The sequence below is a fragment of the Plantactinospora veratri genome (assembly GCF_036421995.1).
Taxonomy (GTDB): Bacteria; Actinomycetota; Actinomycetes; order Mycobacteriales; family Micromonosporaceae; genus Plantactinospora; species Plantactinospora veratri.
Genome location: NZ_JAZGQL010000004.1, coordinates 121,289 through 139,686, shown reverse-complemented (window position 1 = coordinate 139,686; position 18,398 = coordinate 121,289). Strand labels below are relative to the sequence as shown.

The 18,398-nt window shown below is 72.8% G+C and carries 13 protein-coding genes; 5 read left to right on the top strand and 8 right to left on the bottom strand.

Annotation, left to right across the window (positions count from 1 at the left end):
• Positions 1-19 precede the first annotated feature (19 nt).
• Positions 20-523: an acyl-CoA thioesterase gene (locus V1634_RS05470; protein ID WP_331206632.1), complete on the bottom strand. Its 504-nt coding sequence runs from the start codon at positions 521-523 to the stop codon at positions 20-22.
• A complete protein-coding gene (gene ettA / locus V1634_RS05465) occupies positions 516-2,192 on the bottom strand; it encodes an energy-dependent translational throttle protein EttA (protein ID WP_331206631.1) in 1,677 nt (558 codons plus the stop codon). Before ettA ends, V1634_RS05470 begins: the two co-directional genes overlap by 8 nt.
• Positions 2,193-2,551: 359 nt before the next feature.
• Here ettA and V1634_RS05460 point away from each other — a divergent pair, with 359 nt between their 5' ends.
• Entirely contained in the window at positions 2,552-3,952 is a 1,401-nt protein-coding gene (locus V1634_RS05460; protein ID WP_331206630.1) for an alpha,alpha-trehalose-phosphate synthase (UDP-forming), read from the top strand.
• 11 nt (positions 3,953-3,963) lie between these two features.
• On the top strand, positions 3,964-6,558 hold the full coding sequence (gene otsB, locus V1634_RS05455) for a trehalose-phosphatase (RefSeq protein WP_331206764.1): 2,595 nt from the start codon (positions 3,964-3,966) through the stop codon (positions 6,556-6,558).
• Between the two features lie 178 nt (positions 6,559-6,736).
• On the opposite strand, the gene cobA is transcribed toward otsB, so the two are convergent.
• From cobA to cobC, 3 genes are read right to left on the bottom strand one after another with little or no spacing between them, the layout of a single operon-like run.
• The gene (cobA, locus tag V1634_RS05450) at positions 6,737-8,188 is read right to left on the bottom strand and encodes a uroporphyrinogen-III C-methyltransferase (protein WP_331206629.1); all 1,452 of its coding nucleotides are present in this window, start codon (positions 8,186-8,188) and stop codon (positions 6,737-6,739) included.
• A 2-nt stretch (positions 8,189-8,190) separates the two neighbouring features.
• Positions 8,191-9,273, bottom strand: a complete 1,083-nt coding sequence (cobT, locus tag V1634_RS05445) for a nicotinate-nucleotide--dimethylbenzimidazole phosphoribosyltransferase (protein WP_331206763.1) — start codon at positions 9,271-9,273, stop codon at positions 8,191-8,193.
• Entirely contained in the window at positions 9,273-10,469 is a 1,197-nt protein-coding gene (gene cobC / locus V1634_RS05440) for an Rv2231c family pyridoxal phosphate-dependent protein CobC (protein ID WP_331206628.1), read from the bottom strand. Before cobC ends, cobT begins: the two co-directional genes overlap by 1 nt.
• 143 nt (positions 10,470-10,612) lie before the next feature.
• On the opposite strand from cobC, the gene V1634_RS05435 reads away from it, so the two are divergent.
• The gene (locus V1634_RS05435; RefSeq protein WP_331206627.1) at positions 10,613-12,778 is read left to right on the top strand and encodes a transglycosylase domain-containing protein; all 2,166 of its coding nucleotides are present in this window, start codon (positions 10,613-10,615) and stop codon (positions 12,776-12,778) included.
• Between the two features lie 76 nt (positions 12,779-12,854).
• Here the strand turns inward: V1634_RS05435 and V1634_RS05430 are convergent, their stop codons facing one another.
• On the bottom strand, positions 12,855-13,430 hold the full coding sequence (locus V1634_RS05430) for a GNAT family N-acetyltransferase (RefSeq protein WP_331206626.1): 576 nt from the start codon (positions 13,428-13,430) through the stop codon (positions 12,855-12,857).
• A gap of 268 nt (positions 13,431-13,698) precedes the next feature.
• Positions 13,699-15,843 carry a cobyrinate a,c-diamide synthase gene (locus V1634_RS05425; RefSeq protein ID WP_331206625.1) on the bottom strand — a complete coding sequence of 715 codons (2,145 nt, stop codon included), beginning with the start codon at positions 15,841-15,843 and terminating at the stop codon, positions 13,699-13,701.
• A 201-nt stretch (positions 15,844-16,044) separates the two neighbouring features.
• On the opposite strand from V1634_RS05425, the gene V1634_RS05420 reads away from it, so the two are divergent.
• Together V1634_RS05420 and V1634_RS05415 are read left to right on the top strand one after the other, a co-directional pair.
• The gene (locus tag V1634_RS05420; protein WP_331206624.1) at positions 16,045-16,881 is read left to right on the top strand and encodes an SURF1 family cytochrome oxidase biogenesis protein; all 837 of its coding nucleotides are present in this window, start codon (positions 16,045-16,047) and stop codon (positions 16,879-16,881) included.
• A gap of 128 nt (positions 16,882-17,009) precedes the next feature.
• Positions 17,010-17,561 (top strand): hypothetical protein, encoded by a 552-nt coding sequence (locus V1634_RS05415; protein WP_331206623.1) that lies wholly within the window; start codon positions 17,010-17,012, stop codon positions 17,559-17,561.
• A gap of 22 nt (positions 17,562-17,583) precedes the next feature.
• On the opposite strand, the gene uppS is transcribed toward V1634_RS05415, so the two are convergent.
• On the bottom strand, positions 17,584-18,360 hold the full coding sequence (gene uppS / locus V1634_RS05410) for a polyprenyl diphosphate synthase (protein ID WP_331206622.1): 777 nt from the start codon (positions 18,358-18,360) through the stop codon (positions 17,584-17,586).
• Positions 18,361-18,398 lie beyond the last annotated feature (38 nt).

The window sequence follows — 18,398 nt, the reverse complement described above, 5'->3', positions numbered from 1 at the left end:
GCGGACACCGAATCGCTCCCTACGCTGGGTTGTCCCGGTTCGCCGGCTCGATCAGGTACCGCCGGAGGAACTCCTGCTCGGAGTCGGTCAGCCGGCGCGGCCGCTGCTGTTCGAGGTCGAACGGCACCAGCACCGACCGGGCCCGGCTGGCCAGCACCGTACGGTCGAAGAGTTCGTACGCGACGGTGAACCGGGACTGCCGCAGATCCTCGATCCACATCTCGATGCGTACCGTCGGGGCGCGCTCGGCGGTCGTCTCGTCGAGCGCGTACCCGACCGGGCGCAGGTAGTCGACCTCGTGTCGGTAGATCACCACGCCGTCGGCGAACGAGCCGACTCCCCAGGCCCGGCCGCCGGCGAACATCAACGCCACCCGGGCCTCCTCGTAGAGGGTGAGGAAGCGGGCGTTGTTGACGTGCCCGTACGCGTCCAGGTCCGACCAGCGCAGCGTGCAGTCGTAGACGTACCTGCGGCTGTCGAGCTGCTCCGCTGGCGCCGGCCGGGCCTGCACCGGACTAGTCACGGGTGAGCTTGCGGTAGGTGACCCGGTGCGGCCGGGCCGCCTCGGCGCCGAGCCTGTCGATCTTGTTCTTCTCGTACGCGTCGAAGTTGCCCTCGAACCAGAACCACTTCGACGGGTCCTCGTCGTCGCCCTCCCAGGCCAGGATGTGCGTCGCCACCCGGTCCAGGAACATCCGGTCGTGCGAGATGACCACGGCACAGCCGGGGAACTCCAGCAGCGCGTTCTCCAGCGAGGAGAGGGTCTCCACGTCCAGGTCGTTGGTGGGCTCGTCGAGCAGGATGACGTTGCCGCCGATCTTGAGGGTCAGCGCCAGGTTGAGCCGGTTGCGCTCGCCGCCGGAGAGCACCTTGGTCGGCTTCTGCTGGTCGGGGCCCTTGAACCCGAAGGCCGCGACGTAGGCCCGGGACGGCATCTCGACCTTGCCCACCATCAGGTGGTCCAGCCCGTCCGAGACGACCTCCCAGACGGTCTTGTCGCCGGCCAGCCCCTCCCGGTTCTGGTCGACGTACGACAGCTTCACCGTCTCGCCCACCTTCACCGAGCCGGCGGTCGGCTGCTCCAGCCCGACGATGGTCTTGAACAGGGTGGTCTTGCCGACGCCGTTCGGGCCGATGATGCCGACGATGCCGTTGCGGGGCAGCGAGAAGCTCAGGTTGTCGATCAGCACCCGCTCGCCGAACGCCTTGCGCAGCCCGTGCGCCTCGATCACGGTGTTGCCCAGCCGGGGGCCCGGCGGGATCTGGATCTCCTCGAAGTCCAGCTTCCGGGTCTTCTCGGCCTCGGTGGCCATCTCCTCGTAGCGGTCCAGCCGCGCCTTGGACTTGGTCTGCCGGGCCTTGGCGTTGGACCGGACCCACTCCAGTTCCTCGCTCAGCCGCTTCTTCATCTTGGCGTCGCGGCGCCCCTCGACGGCCAGCCGGGCGGCCTTCTTCTCCAGGTAGGTGGAGTAGTTCCCCTCGTAGCCCACCGCTCGGCCCCGGTCGAGTTCGAGGATCCAGCCGGCCACGTTGTCGAGGAAGTACCGGTCGTGGGTGATCGCCATCACCGTGCCGGCGTACTTGGCGAGGTGCTGCTCCAGCCACTGCACGCTCTCCGCGTCCAGGTGGTTGGTCGGCTCGTCCAGCAGCAGCAGGTCGGGCGCCTCCAGCAGCAGTTTGCAGAGTGCGACCCGGCGCCGCTCGCCACCGGAGAGCTGGGTGACGTCGGCGTCCGGCGGCGGGCAGCGCAGCGCGTCCATCGCCAGTTCGAGCTTGGAGTCCACGTCCCAGGCGTCGGCGTGGTCCAGCTCCTCCTGGAGCTGCCCCATCTCGGCCATCAGCTCGTCGGAGTAGTCGGTGGCCATCTGCTCGGCGATCTTGTTGAACCGCTCCAGCTTGGCCTTGGTCTCCGCCACCGCCTCCTCGATGTTGCCGAGCACGGTCTTGGCGTCGTTGAGCGGCGGCTCCTGGGCGAGCAGCCCGACGGTGTAGCCGGGCATCAGCCGGGCCTCGCCGTTGCTCGGCCGGTCCAGGCCCGCCATGATCTTGAGCAGGCTGGACTTGCCGGCGCCGTTCGGACCGACCACACCGATCTTGGCCCCCGGCAGGAAGCTCAGCGTCACGTTGTCCAGCACGACCTTGTCGCCGTGCGCCTTGCGCGCCTTCTCCAGGACGTAGATGTACTGGGCCACGGTGCGGCCTACCTCCCACGGATGTGATGTCCCCGAATGCCGTGTTTACGATCGACCACGACGTCGGGCTTGCTCTGGACCGCGCTGTCGGTGTCACGCCGGCCACGCGGTGCGGCGGAAGCGCCGTCGTCAATCCTGACAGGTCCGGCCCGGCCCGCCCACATCACCCTCCGCCGGAGCCGACGCCGGGGAGCCGACGCCGGAGCCGGCGCCCGCACCGGCCGGGTGGTCATGATCACCTTTGTGTTTTCGTCCCGCGTCCCGCAGGGCAGTAACTGTGCCACTGGGGGTTAGGCACCGCGGCTACGCTCAGTACGCTCAGCGGTGGACCACCCGTCATTACCGGAGGTGCACTGATTGTGACCGTACGTAGCTCGTTCGTGGTCGTTGCGAATCGCCTGCCGGTCGACGAGGTGACCACAGCCGAGGGACGCCAGTGGCGGCGCAGCCCCGGAGGTCTGGTCACCGCCCTGCATCCGGTGCTCGCCCAGCACCAGGGCACCTGGGTCGGCTGGGCCGGCGGTGTGGGCGCCGCGCCGGAGCCGTTCGACCTGGAGGGCATCCGGCTGCACCCGGTACCACTGAGCGCGGAGGAACTCGAACGCTACTACGAGGGCCAGTCCAACGCCACGATCTGGCCGCTCTACCACGACGCGGTGGAGACCCCGGCGTACAAGCGCCGGTGGCGCGAGGCGTACCGGCTGGTGAACGCCCGGTTCGCCGAGGCCGCGGCCGAGGTGGCCGCCGAGGGCGCCACGGTCTGGGTGCAGGACTACCAGCTCCAACTGGTACCGGCGATGCTCCGGGAACTCCGCCCCGACCTGCGGATCGGCTTCTTCCTGCACATCCCGTTCCCGCCGATCGAACTCTTCATGCAGATGCCGCTGCGCGCCGAGGTGCTGCGCGGGCTGCTCGGCGCCGACCTGGTCGGCTTCCAGCAGCGGCTGGCGGCGCAGAACTTCGTCCGGCTGGCCCGGCACCTGCTCGGCCTCCGCTACGAGGGCCAGATGATCCAGGTGGACGGCCGGCAGGTGAAGGCGGGTGCCTTCCCCATCTCCATCGACGTGGCCGAGATGGAGCGGATGGCCGTCGACCCGGCGGTGCAGGCCAGGGCCAAGCAGATCCGTACCGAACTGGGCGACCCGAAGACGGTGATCCTCGGCGTGGACCGGCTCGACTACACCAAGGGCATCGAACTTCGGCTCAAGGCGTTCCGCGAGTTGCTCTCTGACGGAAAGTTGACAGTTCCCGACGCGGTTATGGTGCAGGTTGCTACGCCAAGTCGGGAACGTGTCGAGCACTACCAGGCACTCCGGGTCAAGGTGGAACGCGAAGTTGGTCGAATTAATGGCGAATTCGGCCGGGTCGGCGTACCGGCCGTCCATTACCTCCATCAGTCGTACAGTCGCAGTGAACTGGCCGCGCTCTACTGCGCGGCCGACGTGATGATGGTGACCCCGCTGCGAGACGGAATGAATCTGGTGGCCAAGGAGTACGTAGCAACACGCGCCGACTCGGGCGGCGCCCTCGTGCTCAGTGAGTTTGCCGGCGCCGCCACCGAGCTGCGCCAGGCATTCCTCTGTAACCCGCACGACCCGGACGGAGTCAAGGACGCGCTGCTGCGCGCGGTCCACGTCGACAAGGTCGAGGCTCGGCGCCGCATGCGCATCATGCAGCGCCACCTGCGTACGCACGATGTCGGACACTGGGCCCGGTCCTTCCTCAACGAGTTGGGCGTACCCGAGACGGAGGACGAGTGAAGGTTGGTTCCCTGCTCGACGGGGGTCCCCGGACCCTCGACGGGATCGACCCCGAACTGCGGTCGGCCATCGGCCGGATCGCCCGGGTGCCACAGCTCCTGGTCGCCTGCGACTACGACGGCACGCTCGCGCCGATCGTGGAGGACCCGACCAAGGCCGTGCCGCTGCCCGAGTCGGTCGCCGCGGTGCGCGCGCTGGCCGCCCTGCCGCAGACCACCGTCGCCGTGGTCTCCGGCCGGGCCCTGCGCGACCTGGCCACGCTCTCCCGGCTGCCCAGCGAGGTACACCTGGTCGGCAGCCACGGCTCCGAGTTCGATATCGGTTTCGTCGAGCGGCTCTCCCCCGAGCTGATCGAGGTACGCACCCGGCTCCGCAACGAGCTGCGCCAGATCGTCGCCGGCCGCGGCCGGGTACGCCTGGAGACCAAACCGGCCAGCATCGCGGTACACACCCGGGGCGCCGACCCCGAGGTCGCCGCCGAGGTCGTCGCGGCGGTGGACGCCGGCCCGGCGATCTGGCCGGACGTCACCGTGACCCGGGGCAAGGAGGTGATCGAGCTGTCGGTGATCCCCACCAACAAGGGGACCGCGCTCGAACAGCTCCGCACCCAGCTCTCGGCGAGCGCCGCCCTCTTCCTCGGCGACGACGTCACCGACGAGAACGCCTTCGCCAAGCTGCACGGCCCGGACGTCGGCATCAAGATCGGCCCCGGCGAGACCAGGGCCACCTTCCGGATCGACGAGCCGGTCGACGCCGCCCGGGTGCTCGCGCTGCTGCTGGAGGTGCGCCGGAACTGGCTCTTCGGCGAACGGGCCGTACCGATCGAGCGGCACTCGATGCTCGCCAACGGGCGTACCGTCGCACTCGTCACCCCCGAGGCGAGCCTGAGCTGGCTCTGCCACCCCAAGCCCGACTCCCCGGCGATCTTCGCCGACCTGGTCGGCGGCAACCCGGCCGGCTACTTCAGCATCGCCCCGGAACGCGGCGGCCTGCCGCTCGGCCAGCGCTACCGGACGGGCACGATGACCGTGGAGACCCGCTGGTCCGGGCTGACCGTCACCGACTGGCTGGACCGGCCCTCCACCGACGGCGTGCCCACCGGCTCGGCGGTGATCAGCGGTGACTCGACCCTGGTCCGGGTGCTCAGCGGCGCCGGCCGGGTCCGGCTCGACTTCGCCCCCCGCCCCGAGTTCGGCCAGGTCGCCGTGCAGCTCCAGCCGCTCGGCGACGGGCTGCTGGTGCTCGGCTCCAACGAGCCGATCGCGCTCTACTCCCCCGGCGTCGAGTGGGAGATCGTCAACGACGGCGGCTACGAGACCGCCCGCGCGGTGGTCGACCTGGCCGCCGCCGGTGGCCAGGTCACCTGCGAGTTGCGGTTCGGCTCGCACAGCCTGGACCACCACCGGGTACCGGTGCAGGAGCGGCAGGCGGTGGCGGAGCAGCCGTGGCGGGACTGGGTCACCGGGCTCCGGCTGCCCAGCACCGCCCGGGACATGGTCGGGCGGAGCGCGCTGACCCTGCGCGGCCTGGTGCACGAGGCGAGCGGCTCGATCCTGGCCGCCGCGACCACCTCGCTCCCGGAGGAGTTGGGCGGGGTACGCAACTGGGACTACCGGTACTGCTGGCTGCGCGACGCCGCGATGACCGCGCGCGCCCTGGTCGACCTCGGCTCGCTAACCGAGGCCGAGGGCTTCCTGCGCTGGGTCGACGGCTGCGTCGAACGCACCGGCGGGCACCCGGAGCGGCTGCACCCGCTCTACACCGTCGACGGCTACGAACTCGGCGCCGAGGCGGTCATCGACACCCTGCCCGGCTACGCCGGCTCCCGGCCGGTCCGGGTCGGCAACCTCGCCAACCACCAGCTCCAGCTCGACGTCTTCGGGCCGGTCGCCGACCTGCTGGCCGCCGTCGCCGACCTGCGCGGCTCGGTACGCGACACCGAGTGGCGGGTACTGGAGAACATGGTCGAGGCGGTCTCCCGGCGCTGGCACGAGCCCGACCACGGGCTCTGGGAGGCCCGACTGCCACCCCGGCACCACGTCTACTCCAAGGTGATGTGCTGGATGACGGTGGACCGGGCGCTGCACGTGGTGCGGCGGCACGGCGACGGCGACCGGCCGGAGTGGGTGGAGCTGCGCGACCGGATCGGGCACAACGTGCTGGAGTTCGGCTGGCACGCCGGTGCCGGCGCCTACACGGTGGCGTACGGCGACGAGGAGATGGACGCCTCCTCGCTCTGGATCGGCCTGTCCGGGCTGCTGCCCGACGACGACCCCCGGTTCCTGGCCACCGTGCTGAAGGTCGAGGCCGACCTGCGCAGCGGTCCGGTGGTCTACCGCTACCGGTGGGACGACGGACTGCCCGGGCGGGAGGGCGGCTTCCACATCTGCACCGCCTGGCTGATCGAGGCGTACCTGCGCACCGGTCGGCGGTCGGACGCGGAGGAGCTGTTCGCCCAGATGGTCGACACCGCCGGCCCGACCGGCCTGCTCCCCGAGCAGTACGACCCGATCTCCGAGCGCGGCCTCGGCAACCATCCGCAGGCCTACAGCCACCTCGGCCTGATCCGCTGCGCCCTCCTCCTGGACAACATGCTCAAGTCCTGACCCCCTCCGGGGGGTGATCGGTGATCGCGCGCTACCTCGGGGTTGGGGTGGGGGGGCGGCGGGCGGGGGGGGGGGGCCCCCCCCCCCCCCCCCCCCGCGGGTTGTGGTGGTCGGGCGCCGTCCCTCGGTGTTGGAGGGGCCGCACGGAGTCTGTGCGGCCACTACAACCCGAAACCTGCTACGCGCTCCCCGACGCGGAGGAGGGAACCGCGGCGAGGGTGGTCGCCACGTCACCGAAGACGACCACCGCCGGGGGGCGGAAACCCGCCGCGAGCGCCTCTGCGGCTACCGCGTCCAGGGTCGACCGGAGCACCCGCTGGCCGTGGGTCGTGCCCTCCTGTACCACCGCCGCCGGGGTATCCGGCCGCCGGCCGTACGCCCGCAGCGCGGCGGCGATCGCCGGGAGGTTGTTCAGCCCCATCAGCACGACCAGGGTGCCGCGCAGCCGGGCCAGCGCCGACCAGTCGACCAGGGAGTCGGGATGCTCCGGCGGCAGGTGCCCGGAGACCACCGTGAACTCGTGCGCCACGCCCCGGTGGGTCACCGGGATGCCCGCGGCCGCCGGGGCGGCGACCGAGCTGGTCACCCCGGGGACCACGGTCACCGGTATCCCGGCGGCCGCACAGGCCAACGCCTCCTCGCCACCCCGACCGAAGACGTACGGGTCGCCGCCCTTGAGCCGGACCACCCGGGCGCCGGCCAGGGCACGGTCCACCAGTACCCGGTTGATCTCCTCCTGGGCGGCGGCCGGGCCGTGCGGGATCTTCGTGGCGTCCACCAGCTCGACCTCGGGGCGGAGTTCGTCCAGGAGCAGCCCGGGGACCAGCCGGTCGGCGACAACCACGTCGGCCTCGGCGAGCAGCCGCCGGCCGCGGACGGTGATCAGCTCGGGGTCGCCGGGACCCGCACCGACCAGCGCGACCCGGCCGACGTCTGCGTCTGCGTCGGTGGCGACATCGGTGTGAGTGCTGCCGGTGTCGTGGGCGTTGCCGTTGTCGTGAGTGCTGCCGGTGTCGTGGGCGTTGCCGGTGTCGTGGGCGTTGCCGGTGTCGTGGGCGTTGGGTGGGTTGGCGTTCCGGGGGCCCGGGTGCGCCCGTGCGGCGCCGTCCGAGGCGCCGGCGGTGTCGGTGGGGGTGACGCCGTCTGGGCCGGGCAGCGGGGGTGACTCCGCCGCGACACCGGAGAGGGCGCCGGTGATCAACTGCTCGCGGATCGCGTCCCGGACCGCCATCGCGCGACGCGGGTCACCTCCGCCGAGCACGGCGACGGTGAGCGGACCGTACCGGGTCACCGCCGGGGTCCAGGCGGTCGCGGCGTCACGGTCGTCGGCGCGTACGCAGAAGATCTGCCGCTCGAACGCGGCGGCGCTGACCGCCTCGGCGGCGAGCGGATCGTCGACCGCCACCTGTACCAGCCAGACACCGTCCAGGTCGGCCGGCGCGTACTCCCGAGCCACCCATTCCAGCCGGCCCGCGTCGACGTGCGCCCGCAGCGCCGGGGTCAGCTCGGGGGCGACCACCACCACCCGGGCCTCCGCCTCCAACAGCGCCGGCACCCGCCGGGTCGCCACCGCCCCGCCGCCGACCACCAGCACACGCCGGCCGGCGAGCCGCAGCGCAAGCGGATACATGATCATTTCTCCGACACTCCCGCCGCGTCGAACGTGGCCACCTCGTGCAGCACCCGCACCGCACCGGCGACCACCGGATAGCCAAGCAGGGCGCCGGTGCCCTCGCCGAGCCGTAGGCCCAGATCGATTATCGGCAGCAGGCCCAGCCGGTCCAACCCGGCGGTCGCGCCCGGCTCGGCCGAGCGGTGCCCGGCGACCATCGCACCGACCGCGTCCGGGGCGAAGGCGGCCGCCGCGAGCGCGGCGGCGACCGCGCTCACCCCGTCCAGCAGCACCGGGACCCGTCGGGCGGCGCCGCCCAGGACGAAACCCGCCAGCGCCGCGTGCTCCAGGCCACCGACCGCGGCGAGCACTCCGAGCGGATCGGCCGGATCGGGTACGTGCCGGGCCAGCGCCGCCCGGACCACGGCCACCTTGCGGGCGTACGTGACGTCGTCGATCCCGGTACCCCGGCCGGTGGCCTCGGCCGGGTCGATTCCGGTGAAGGCGGCGATCAGCGCGGCGGCGGCCGTGGTGTTGCCGATCCCCATGTCACCGGTGAGCAGGATCCCGGCCCCGGAGTCGAGCAGTTCGTGTGCGACCCGGATGCCGGCCTCGACCGCGCTGCGTGCCTCGTCCCGGGTCAGGGCGGGCCGGACGCTCATGTCCCGGCTGCCGTCCCGCACCCTGGCGCTGATCAACCGGGGAGCCGACCGCCCCGACCGCTGTGCCGGCACCTTCACCTGCGGCAGCGGGGTGGCCACCCCGACGTCGACCACGGTGACCGTCGCGCCGATCTGCCCGGCGAACGCGTTCACCACCGCACCGCCGGCCAGGAAGTTCCCCACCATCTGCGCGGTGACCTCCTGCGGCCACGGGCTGACCCCCTGGGCGTGCACGCCGTGGTCGGCGGCGAAGATCGCCACTGCGGCGGGCTCGGGCAGCGGCGGCGGACAGACGCCGGCCAACCCGGCCAGCCGGATCGAGAGTTCCTCCAGTGCGCCCAGCGAACCGGCCGGCTTGGTCAGCCTCCCGTGCAGGTCCGCAGCCGCGGCCATGGCCGCCTCGTCGAGTGGTCCGATCCCGGCGAGGGTGGCGTCCAACATCATTCCTCCAGGATTCCGGCCAGCGCGGCCACGAACAGGTCGGTGGTGGCAGTGTCCCGTACCGCGAGGCGCAGCCAGTCGGGGCCCAGCCCCGGGAAGGTGTCCCCGCGTCGTACCGCGAAACCCCGGTCGCGCAGGGCCAGCCGTACCCCGGCCGCCCCGGGCAGGTGCACCAGGACGAAGGCGCTGGCCGGGGTACCCGCGACGCGTACCCGGGGAAGCTCGCCGAGCCGCCGGACCAGGTACGCCCGCTCGACGGCGAGCCGGGCGGCGATCCGGTGCTCCGCCTCGACGGCAGCGGGCGTGGCGCAGGCCGCCGCTGCGGCGAGCGCGGGGCTGGAGACCGCCCAGAGTGGCTGTACCGCCGCCAACCGCTCGACCAGCTCGGCCGGAGCGAGCAGGTAGCCGACGCGGAGTCCGGCCAGTCCCCAGGTCTTGGTGAGGCTCCGCACGACGACCAGCCCCGGGATGTCGCGCCGGCTCGCCAGCGACTCGGGCTCGGCGATCCCCCCGACGGTGGAGTCGCCGGTGATCGTGGAGTCGGCGAATGCCTCGTCGACCACCAGTACCCGGCCGGGGCGGGCGAGGCCGGCCAGTACGTCGGCCGGGTGGAGTACCGAGGTGGGGTTGGTGGGGTTGCCGACGAAGACCAGATCGGCGTCGGCCGGCACCAGCTCGGGGTCCAGCCGGAAGTCGGTCTCCGCCGGCAGCAGCACCCGCTCGACCCGGTGCCCGGCCGCGCGTAGCGCCGCCTCCGGCTCGGTGAACTGGGGATGCACCACCACCGGCCGGCAGGCGTCCCGGAGCGCCCGGGCGAGCAGCACGAACCCCTCCGCGGCGCCGGCGGTGAGCAGTACCTCGTCGACCGGACGGCGGTGCCGGGCGGCGACGGCGGCCCGGGCCGGGCCGGGATCGGGATAGGCGGCCAGTGTCTCCAGCGCGGCGACGACCGGTTCCCGCAACCAGACCGGCATCGGGTGCCGCTGGACGTTGACCGCGAGATCCACCAGACCGGGAGCGAGTTCGACGTCGCCGTGGTGGCCCAGATCCGGCCCGTGCCGGTCGAGCTGATCCGGCGTGTGCCCGCCGGGCTGGTTCGCGGCGTCCGGGACGGCCTGGTTCGGGGCGTGCGGGCCGGGTCGGTGGTGGCCGGGATCGGGCCCGACGGAGGGCGCTGCGGGGGCGGGCCGGTGCATGGGCATGATCCTGCCGGGCGTCGCGGCACGGGGGCCAGTGCCGTCCCGGAGCGGATCGGGAGTGGTCGAACCGGCCGGCCCGGAGACTCGGAGATTCGCGAATCTTTATCATGTTTTACCAAGATTTATCATAGCTTGGAAACGTGACCAACCCCACCACCCGCTCCGCCTCTGGTCGACTCGTACCCCTGCTCCGTGCCGGCCTCATCGCCGGTGTGGTCGTCGCGGCGGCCTTGTTCCCGTTCGTCGCGGTCGGTGGGCTGGCTGCCAAGGCCGGCGCCGACCTGGTGGAGAAGACCCCGGCCGACCTGCTCGCCTCCTCGCCCGCGCAGACCAGCTACGTCTACGCCGCCGACGGGACGACCCTGATTACCACCTTCTACGAGGAGCACCGGCGGTACGTGCCGGTCTCCCAGATGTCGCCGTACATCCAGCAGGCGATCGTCGCCTCGGAGGACTCCCGGTTCTACGAGCACAACGGCGTCGACCCCAAGGGCGTACTCCGGGCCTTCGTCGCCAACCAGCAGGCCGGCGGGGTGTCCCAGGGCGCCTCGACCCTGACCATGCAGTACGTCCGGATGGCCCTGCGGGACAGTGCGAAGACGCCGATGGAGGCCCGGCAGGCCACCGAGCAGACGCCGCTGCGCAAGCTGCGGGAGATGCGACTCGCCCTCGACCTGGAGAAGGAGACGACGAAGTCGCAGATCCTGGAGCGCTACCTCAACTCGGCCTACTTCGGCCACCGGGCGTACGGCATCTACTCGGCGTCGGAGATCTTCTTCTCGAAGCTGCCGAAGGACCTCACCCCGGTCGAGGCGGCCACCCTCGCCGGGCTGGTGAAGGCGCCGACCACGTACGACCCGGCCAGCTCGGACCGGAGAGCCGCCACCGACCGGCGCAACTACGTACTCGACCGGATGCAGGCGATGGGCTACCTCTCCCCGCAGGCCACGGCGGCGGCGAAGGCCGAGCCGATCCAGCTCCGCCTCAGCAACCCGCCGAACGACTGCGTCTCGGTGCCGGAGGAGCGCAACAGTTGGGGCTTCTTCTGCGACTACCTGAAGGCGTGGTGGGCCGCGCAGCCGGCCTTCGGCAGCAACACCCTCGAGCGCCTCGACAAGCTGCGCCGGGGCGGCTACACCATCGTCACCAGCCTGGACCCGAACATGCAGAAGGTCGCCGACGAGCAGGTGCAGGCCGGCGAGTCCACCGGCAGCCCGTACGGCCACGGCCTGGTCGCGGTCGAACCCGGCACCGGGTACGTCCGCTCGATGGCGGTGAACCGGTCCTACTCGCTGGACCAGAGCGAGAACGGTCCACACTCCGACCCGAGCAAGCGCAGCCGGATGAAGGGCAACTACCCGAACACCGTGGTACCGCTGCTCGGCGGCGGGGACCTCCCCGGCTACCAGGCCGGCTCGACGTTCAAGATGTTCACCATGCTCGCCGCGCTCGACGCCGGCCTGCCACTGAGCACCTCGTTCAACTCGCCGCACCGGTTCGTCTCGATCTATCCGGACGGCAGCGGCGGCCCGACGGACTGCGGCGGGTACTGGTGCCCGTCGAACGCCAGCGGCGCGATGAGCGGCAACCAGACCATGTGGTCCGGCTTCGGCAAGTCGGTCAACACGTACTTCGTCTGGCTGGAGCAGAAGGTCGGTGCCGAGAACGTGGTCCGGCTGGCCGAACGGTTGGGCCTGCAGTGGCGTACCGACATCGACAAGCGGCAGGCGTCCCCGAGCCAGGCGAACAAGTGGGGCTCGTTCACCCTCGGGGTCTCCGACGTCACCCCGCTGGAGATGGCGAACGCGTACGCCGCCGTCGCCGCCGAGGGACGGTTCTGCGAGGCGCTGCCGGTCAGCTCGATCGTCGGGCCGGACGGCACCCCGGCGACCTACCGGAGCGGTTCCGGGATGGATCTGGAGATCGCCCTCCCCCGGTGCAGCCAGCAGGTCAGCGCCGACGCGGCCCGGGCCGCCACCGACGCCGCCCGGTGCCCGACCGGGGACACCCCGGCCCGGGGCTCCTGCGGCGGCTGGTCCACCGCCGACCGGGTGCGGGGCATCGTCGGTCGGCCGGTGGCCGGCAAGACGGGTACCACCGACAGCGACCGGGCCGCCTGGTTCGTGGGCTACACCCCCGAGCTGGCCGCCGCGAGCTTCCTCTCCGACCCGGACAGCCCGATGAACCCGGTCGGTTCGGGGCCGGCGAACAAGCCGATCGACGCCGTCGCCGGGTTCCTCAAGGGCGCGCTGAAGGACCAGCCGGTACGCCAGTTCAACCCGCCCTCGGACGAGATCACCAGTTGACGGGCGCGCGCACGGCGCTCCGTACGACGGTGAGCAGCCGGTTCACCAGGGAGGCGCGCGGAGTGGGTGGTCATGGTCAGTGGCGGTGCAGGTCGGCGGCGACCAGGGACCAGACCTCCAGGTCGACCCGGCCGCTGTGCACGTACCCGGCGTTGCGCAGCAGCCCCTCGTAGGTGAACCCGGCCTTCTCGGCGACCCGTCGAGACGCGGTGTTGCCGGGGGCAACCCGTAGTTCGAGACGCTGGAAGCCGTGCTCCAGGATCAACGCGACGGCTATCGCGTCGACCGCCTCCGCGGCCATGCCGAAGCCGCGCGCCTCCGGCGCGACCGCGTACGACACCTCGGTGACCCGGCCTCCCCAGTCGGTGCGCTTGGTCCACAGGCAGCCCACCAGCCGCTCGTCCTCGCGCCGGATCATGCCGTAGTGGTCGCCGTTACCGCTGTCCCGCCGTTCCTGGGCCATCTCCGTGCACCAGGCCTCGGCGTCGATCTCGCCGAGTTCGCGCTGTAACGGCAGCCAGCGCCGGGTCTGCTTGTCGGCGAAGATCGCCGAGACCGCCTCCGCGTCGGTGCCGCGCAACGGCCGTACGTGCACCCGTGGCGTCGACACGGTCAGGGTCGGAAAACGGCGCACCGCCACCTCTCCGCTCATTCCGCCGACTCACCCCATTCGCCGCCGGGTCGCCTCCCGACCGTGTCCCACCGGCCCGGCCGGCTGCCGATCCGGCCGTGCCGAACCGCCCACTCGGTCACATCCGCCACCTCATCTCGGCTCATCCCGCCGGGCCCCACATCCGGGCAGAACAATGGCTCCCGGTGGCACCGACCCGTCCAGCGGGCCGGGGATCTGACCCGTCCAGCGGGGCCGGGGATCTTCTCCCCGGGTTCGCGGGCAGCCACCCGCCCGGTCACCGACCGGTTCACCCCACCGGTCCGCCAGCCGGACTGCTCGGCACCGCACCGGCGCCCCGATCGGAGCCGGTCGTCCCACCCGGTCCGGCGGCCTCCGCGGCCGGCTCGGTACCCGTCCGGGCCGCCCCGGGCGCCGTACCCGATCCGTCACCGGGCCGGGACGGGGCCGGCCGGTCCGTAGTGCCTCCGGGCACCGGCTGCTCGTCGACGGGTACCGGTCTCGGACGTGGCGCGGCCACCGCTGCGGGAGACTCCACCCCGCCGGCCGGCCTCGGCCGGGTCTGCGGTGTCGGTCCTGAACCGGGTGCACCGACGGGGCGACCGGTTGGCCCGGGGCGACCGGCCGGTGCCGGTGGCGACACCGGAGCAGCCGGCCCGACCGGCCCCGACGGTGAGACCGTGGCCGGGGGTGACACCGGGGCCGACGGTGAGATTGGGACGGCCGACGAGACCGGTGCCGAGGGTGAGTCCGGGGCGGACGGCGGCGGGATCGGGGCGGAGGGTGAGACCGGACCCGGCGCCCCGGCCAGCGCGGGTGACACCGGCGCGGTCGGGCCGGTCGGGCCCGAGGGCGGAACCGGTCCGACCGGCCCGGCTGCTGCCCCGGCCGACGGCACGGCGGCAGCGGGGGTGGCCGGGACGGCCGGCGACACCGGAGCCGGGTTGGCCGCAGCCGGGTTGGCCGGCACGGCCGGCGACACCGGAGCCGGGGCCGGCACGGGGGTACCTGCCGCAGCAGGCGTAGCCGCCGGGGCAGCGGTACCCGCCGGGGCAGGCGTAGCCGCCGACGCGGCGGCGACCAGGCGGCTGGCGATCACCGGGCTGCTGGCCCAGTGCAACATCAACTGGGAGGCGTGCACCCGGCGCCAGACGAACCCCTCCGGCGGGCCACCGCCCCAACTCCACGCCGGGGTCTGCCCGGCCCGTGGGGTCAGTACGCCACGGTGCTGCTTGTAGCCGATCACCCGGGCGCCGATCCGGGCCACCGGGGTGTCCGCCCGCGCCGTCGCCTCGCGGTAGCCGACCACGGTCCGGTCCAGGCTCGCCCCGCTGGCGTCCAGCACCCCGCACATCGGGCGGCCGTCGAACTCCCGGGCCAGCCAGAGCAGCCCGGCGCCCTCGGCGATCACGGGTCGGCCGGTACGCGCCAGTTCGGCGACCGCGATGCAGAGCCGGCGGTTCGCCGACAGCTCCTCGGCGTACGTCTCCGGCAGCGCGCCGCCGATCACCAGCGCGCCGGTGTTCGCCGGCAGTTCCTCGTCGCGGAGCGGATCGAAGGGGACCACCTCGGCACCGGCCGCCGCCAGCAGCTCGGCGGTCTCGGCGTACGAGTACGACAGGTTCGGTCCGCCGGCCAGCGCCACCACGGTGCCCGTACCCGCGGCGGGCACCTCGCCGACCGGCCCCAGCTCGGCGAGCGCCTCCGCGGCCGACCAGGCGGTCACCGGTACCCGGGGTGCCGACCGGGCCAGCGCCAGCAGCCGGTCGAGGTCGACGGCTCCGGCGACCGCCTCGCCGAGCCGCCGCACCCCCCGGTACGCCTCCACGCCGCGCTGCATCACCGGCACCACGCCGTGCTGCCGGGACGGCAGTACGGCGGGCAGGTCCCGTCGGCGCAGCGCCCCGAAGACGGGTACCCCGATGTCGTCCAGCGCGTCGCGGAGCAGCTGCTCGTGCCGGTCCGAGGCGACCCGGTTCAGGATCACCCCGCCGAGCCAGAGCATCTCGTCGTACGCCCGGAAGCCGTGCGCCAGCGCGGCGACCGACTGGCCCATCGAGCCCACGTCGACGACCAGCACGACCGGGGCGCGCAGGGTGGTGGCGATCGCGGCGGTCGAGTCGACCTCGGGCCGGCCGGCCAGGCTGTCGAAGAGCCCCATCGTGCCCTCCACCACCGCGATCTCGGCGTCGGCGGAGCCGTGCGCGAAGAGCGGGGCGATCCGCTGCGAGCCGACCAGCCGAGGGTCGAGGTTGCGGCCGGGCCGCCCGGCGGCGAGTCCGAGATAGGCGGCGTCGGTGTGGTCGGGGCCGACCTTGAACCCGGCGGCGTCCAGCCCCCGGGCGGCCAGCGCGGCGAGCAGGCCGACCGCGATCGCGGTCTTGCCGTGTCCGGACGACGGTGCGCTCACCACTACGCGCGGGGTGGCGATCATGGTCGGCTCCTCGGGGCGCGGTCACCGGCCCGTGCGGGCGGTGCGGAGGTTCTGGTACGGACGGTGGTGGTGCGAGGGACGGCCCGGCCCGACCCGTCGATCGAACCGACGCGCGTGAGGATACCCGGCACCGCCCGCCGCGCCGGCCCGCCGAGCCGGCCACCTGGGAAACCGCCGGACCGGTCCGGGTAGCCTCGTGCTGTGTACCGGTTCCTGCTCACCCCCCGCTGGCTGGGCATCCTCGCGCTGACCCTGGTCGCGGCCGCGGTGATGGTGCTGCTCGGCAACTGGCAGTTGAGTCGCTACCAGGAGCGGGCCGCGACCAACGAGCGGATCGACGAGACCGCGACGCTGGCGCCGGTACCGGTGGACCAGGTGCTGCCCCGGCCGGGTGGCGCGGCCGGCACCGTCGGGCGGCCGCCGCCGGCCGGCGCGGCCTGGACCCGGGTCACGGTCACCGGGCGGTACGACAGCGCGAACGTGATCCTGGTCCGCAGTCGTACCGTGGAGAGCAGGGTCGGCTTCGAGGTGCTCACGCCGCTGCGGCTGGCCGACGGCAGTGCCGTGCTGGTGGACCGGGGCTGGATTCCGCCGCTCCCCGGCGGGAGTGCGCTGGCCCGGCCCGAGATCCCGGCCCTACCCTCCGGTGAGGTGACGGTGGTGGGCCGGGTGCGCCTGTCGGAGAGCAAGCCGGATGCGGTCACCCGGCGGGACGGCCGGATCGAGACGCGGCGGATCGCCGTACCGACACTGGCCCGGGAGTTGCCGTACCCGGTCTACTCGGCGTATTTGCTGCTCGACGAGCAGACCCCGGCCGCCGACCCGGCCTTCTCCGCGATACCGATCCGGCACGAGAACGACTGGCAGAACGGCGGGTACGTCGTCCAGTGGTGGCTGTTCGCGGCGCTGACCCTGGTCGGCTTCGGCTGGGCGGCCCGTCGGGAGGCCCGCGGCGACACGACCGACGGCGACGGGAACCGGGACCTGGCCGCCGGTCCGGACCGGCGGGACCAGCCGGCCGCCGCACCGAGCCCCTGAGCCTGCCGACGGGCTGACCAGCGGTCGGGCGCCGGGCATCGACGTACCGGGAGCACCTCACGGTGGCGGCGGTCACGGTCCGGGTTAAGGTCTGCGGAACGGGCCGGGGCACTGGGGAGGAGCCGGCAATGAGCGTGGACCCGACCGGAGCGCCGGACGTACCTCCGCCGCCGACCGATCCGTGGCCGACCGACGCCTCCGTTTCGCCCGGCTATCCGCCGCCGCACCCCCCGGGCGATCCGCTGACGCCGACACCGGGCTATCCGGGGCAGTCCTATCCGGGCGGAGGCGGGCCCGGCGGTGCGGCGTGGCCGCCCCCGACCGGGTCGGAGCCGGTGGTCGCGCAGATCGGCGAGATCGCGGTCACCTCGTCGACGGTGCGCACCCCGAGCGGCGACCTGCCGCTGGCCGGTTCACAGTGGCACGTCGCGGACTACTGGCAGAGCGAGCAGAAGACGCCGACCTGGGCGATCGTGGTGGCGGTGGTCGGCTTCTGCGTGCTGACCGTGTTCAGCCTGCTGTTCCTGCTGGTCAAGGAGACCGTGCACCGTGGAACCGTGCAGGTGACGGTGACCAACGGGCTGCGGCAGTACGTCGCCCGGATCCCGGTCACCGACCAGTTCCAGGTCCAGCAGATCCACCAGCAGGTCAACTACGCGCGGTCGCTGGCCGCGATCTGAGTGGCTGCCGGGCTGTCCCCGGTCAGGCGCCGTAGCGGCGCTGCCGGCCGGCGTACGACCGCAGGGCGCGCAGGAAGTCGACGTACCGGAAGCCGGGCCAGTACGCGTCGCAGAAGTACAGCTCGGAGTAGGCCGCCTGCCAGAGCAGGAAACCGGACATCCGCTGCTCACCACTGGTCCGGATGATCAGGTCGGGGTCGGGTCGCCCCTGGGTGTAGAGATGCGCCGCGATGTCCTCGGCGGTGAGCCGCTGGGCCAGTTCCGTCGGGGAGGTACCGGCCCGGGCCGCCTCGTCCAGCAGGGAGCGGATCGCGTCGACGACCTCGGCCCGGCCGTCGTAGCCGACCGCGATGGTGAGGTGGAATCCCGCCCCACGCTCGGCGGTCGCGTCCCGGGCCAGCTTCAGCGCGTGCCGGGTCGAGTCGGGCAGCGTGTCGAGCCGGCCGGCGAGGTGCAGCCGCCAACGGCCGGGCCGTTCGGCGAGCCGGGCGGCGACGATCCGCTCGACCACCTTCATCAGGTACCGGACCTCCTCCGTCGGCCGTTTCCGCAGGTTGTCGGTTGAGGCGACGAAGATCGTCACGTGTTCGATGCCGAGGTCGGCGCACCAGCCGAGCACCTCGTCGACGTGCTCGGCGCCGTACCGGTGACCGACGCTCGGATTCTCGAAGCCCTGCTTCCGGGCCCACCGCCGGTTGCCGTCCATCACCATCGCCACGTGCCGGGGCAGCGAGCCGCTGGCCAGTTGCGTCCGCAGGCGGCGGGCGTAGAGCCGGTAGAGCGCGTTCCGGAAGATCATTGCCGAACCGTAGCAACCGCCGACCAGTCGCCGGTGGA

Coding starts and splice junctions, on each gene's coding strand:
- cobA (WP_331206629.1), bottom strand. CDS start 8,188: ATGTATCCGCTTGCGCTGCGGCTCGCCGGCCGGCGTGTGCTGGTGGTC.
- cobT (WP_331206763.1), bottom strand. CDS start 9,273: ATGTTGGACGCCACCCTCGCCGGGATCGGACCACTCGACGAGGCGGCC.
- cobC (WP_331206628.1), bottom strand. CDS start 10,469: ATGCACCGGCCCGCCCCCGCAGCGCCCTCCGTCGGGCCCGATCCCGGC.
- V1634_RS05430 (WP_331206626.1), bottom strand. CDS start 13,430: ATGAGCGGAGAGGTGGCGGTGCGCCGTTTTCCGACCCTGACCGTGTCG.
- V1634_RS05425 (WP_331206625.1), bottom strand. CDS start 15,843: ATGATCGCCACCCCGCGCGTAGTGGTGAGCGCACCGTCGTCCGGACAC.
- V1634_RS05415 (WP_331206623.1), top strand. CDS start 17,010: ATGAGCGTGGACCCGACCGGAGCGCCGGACGTACCTCCGCCGCCGACC.
- uppS (WP_331206622.1), bottom strand. CDS start 18,360: ATGATCTTCCGGAACGCGCTCTACCGGCTCTACGCCCGCCGCCTGCGG.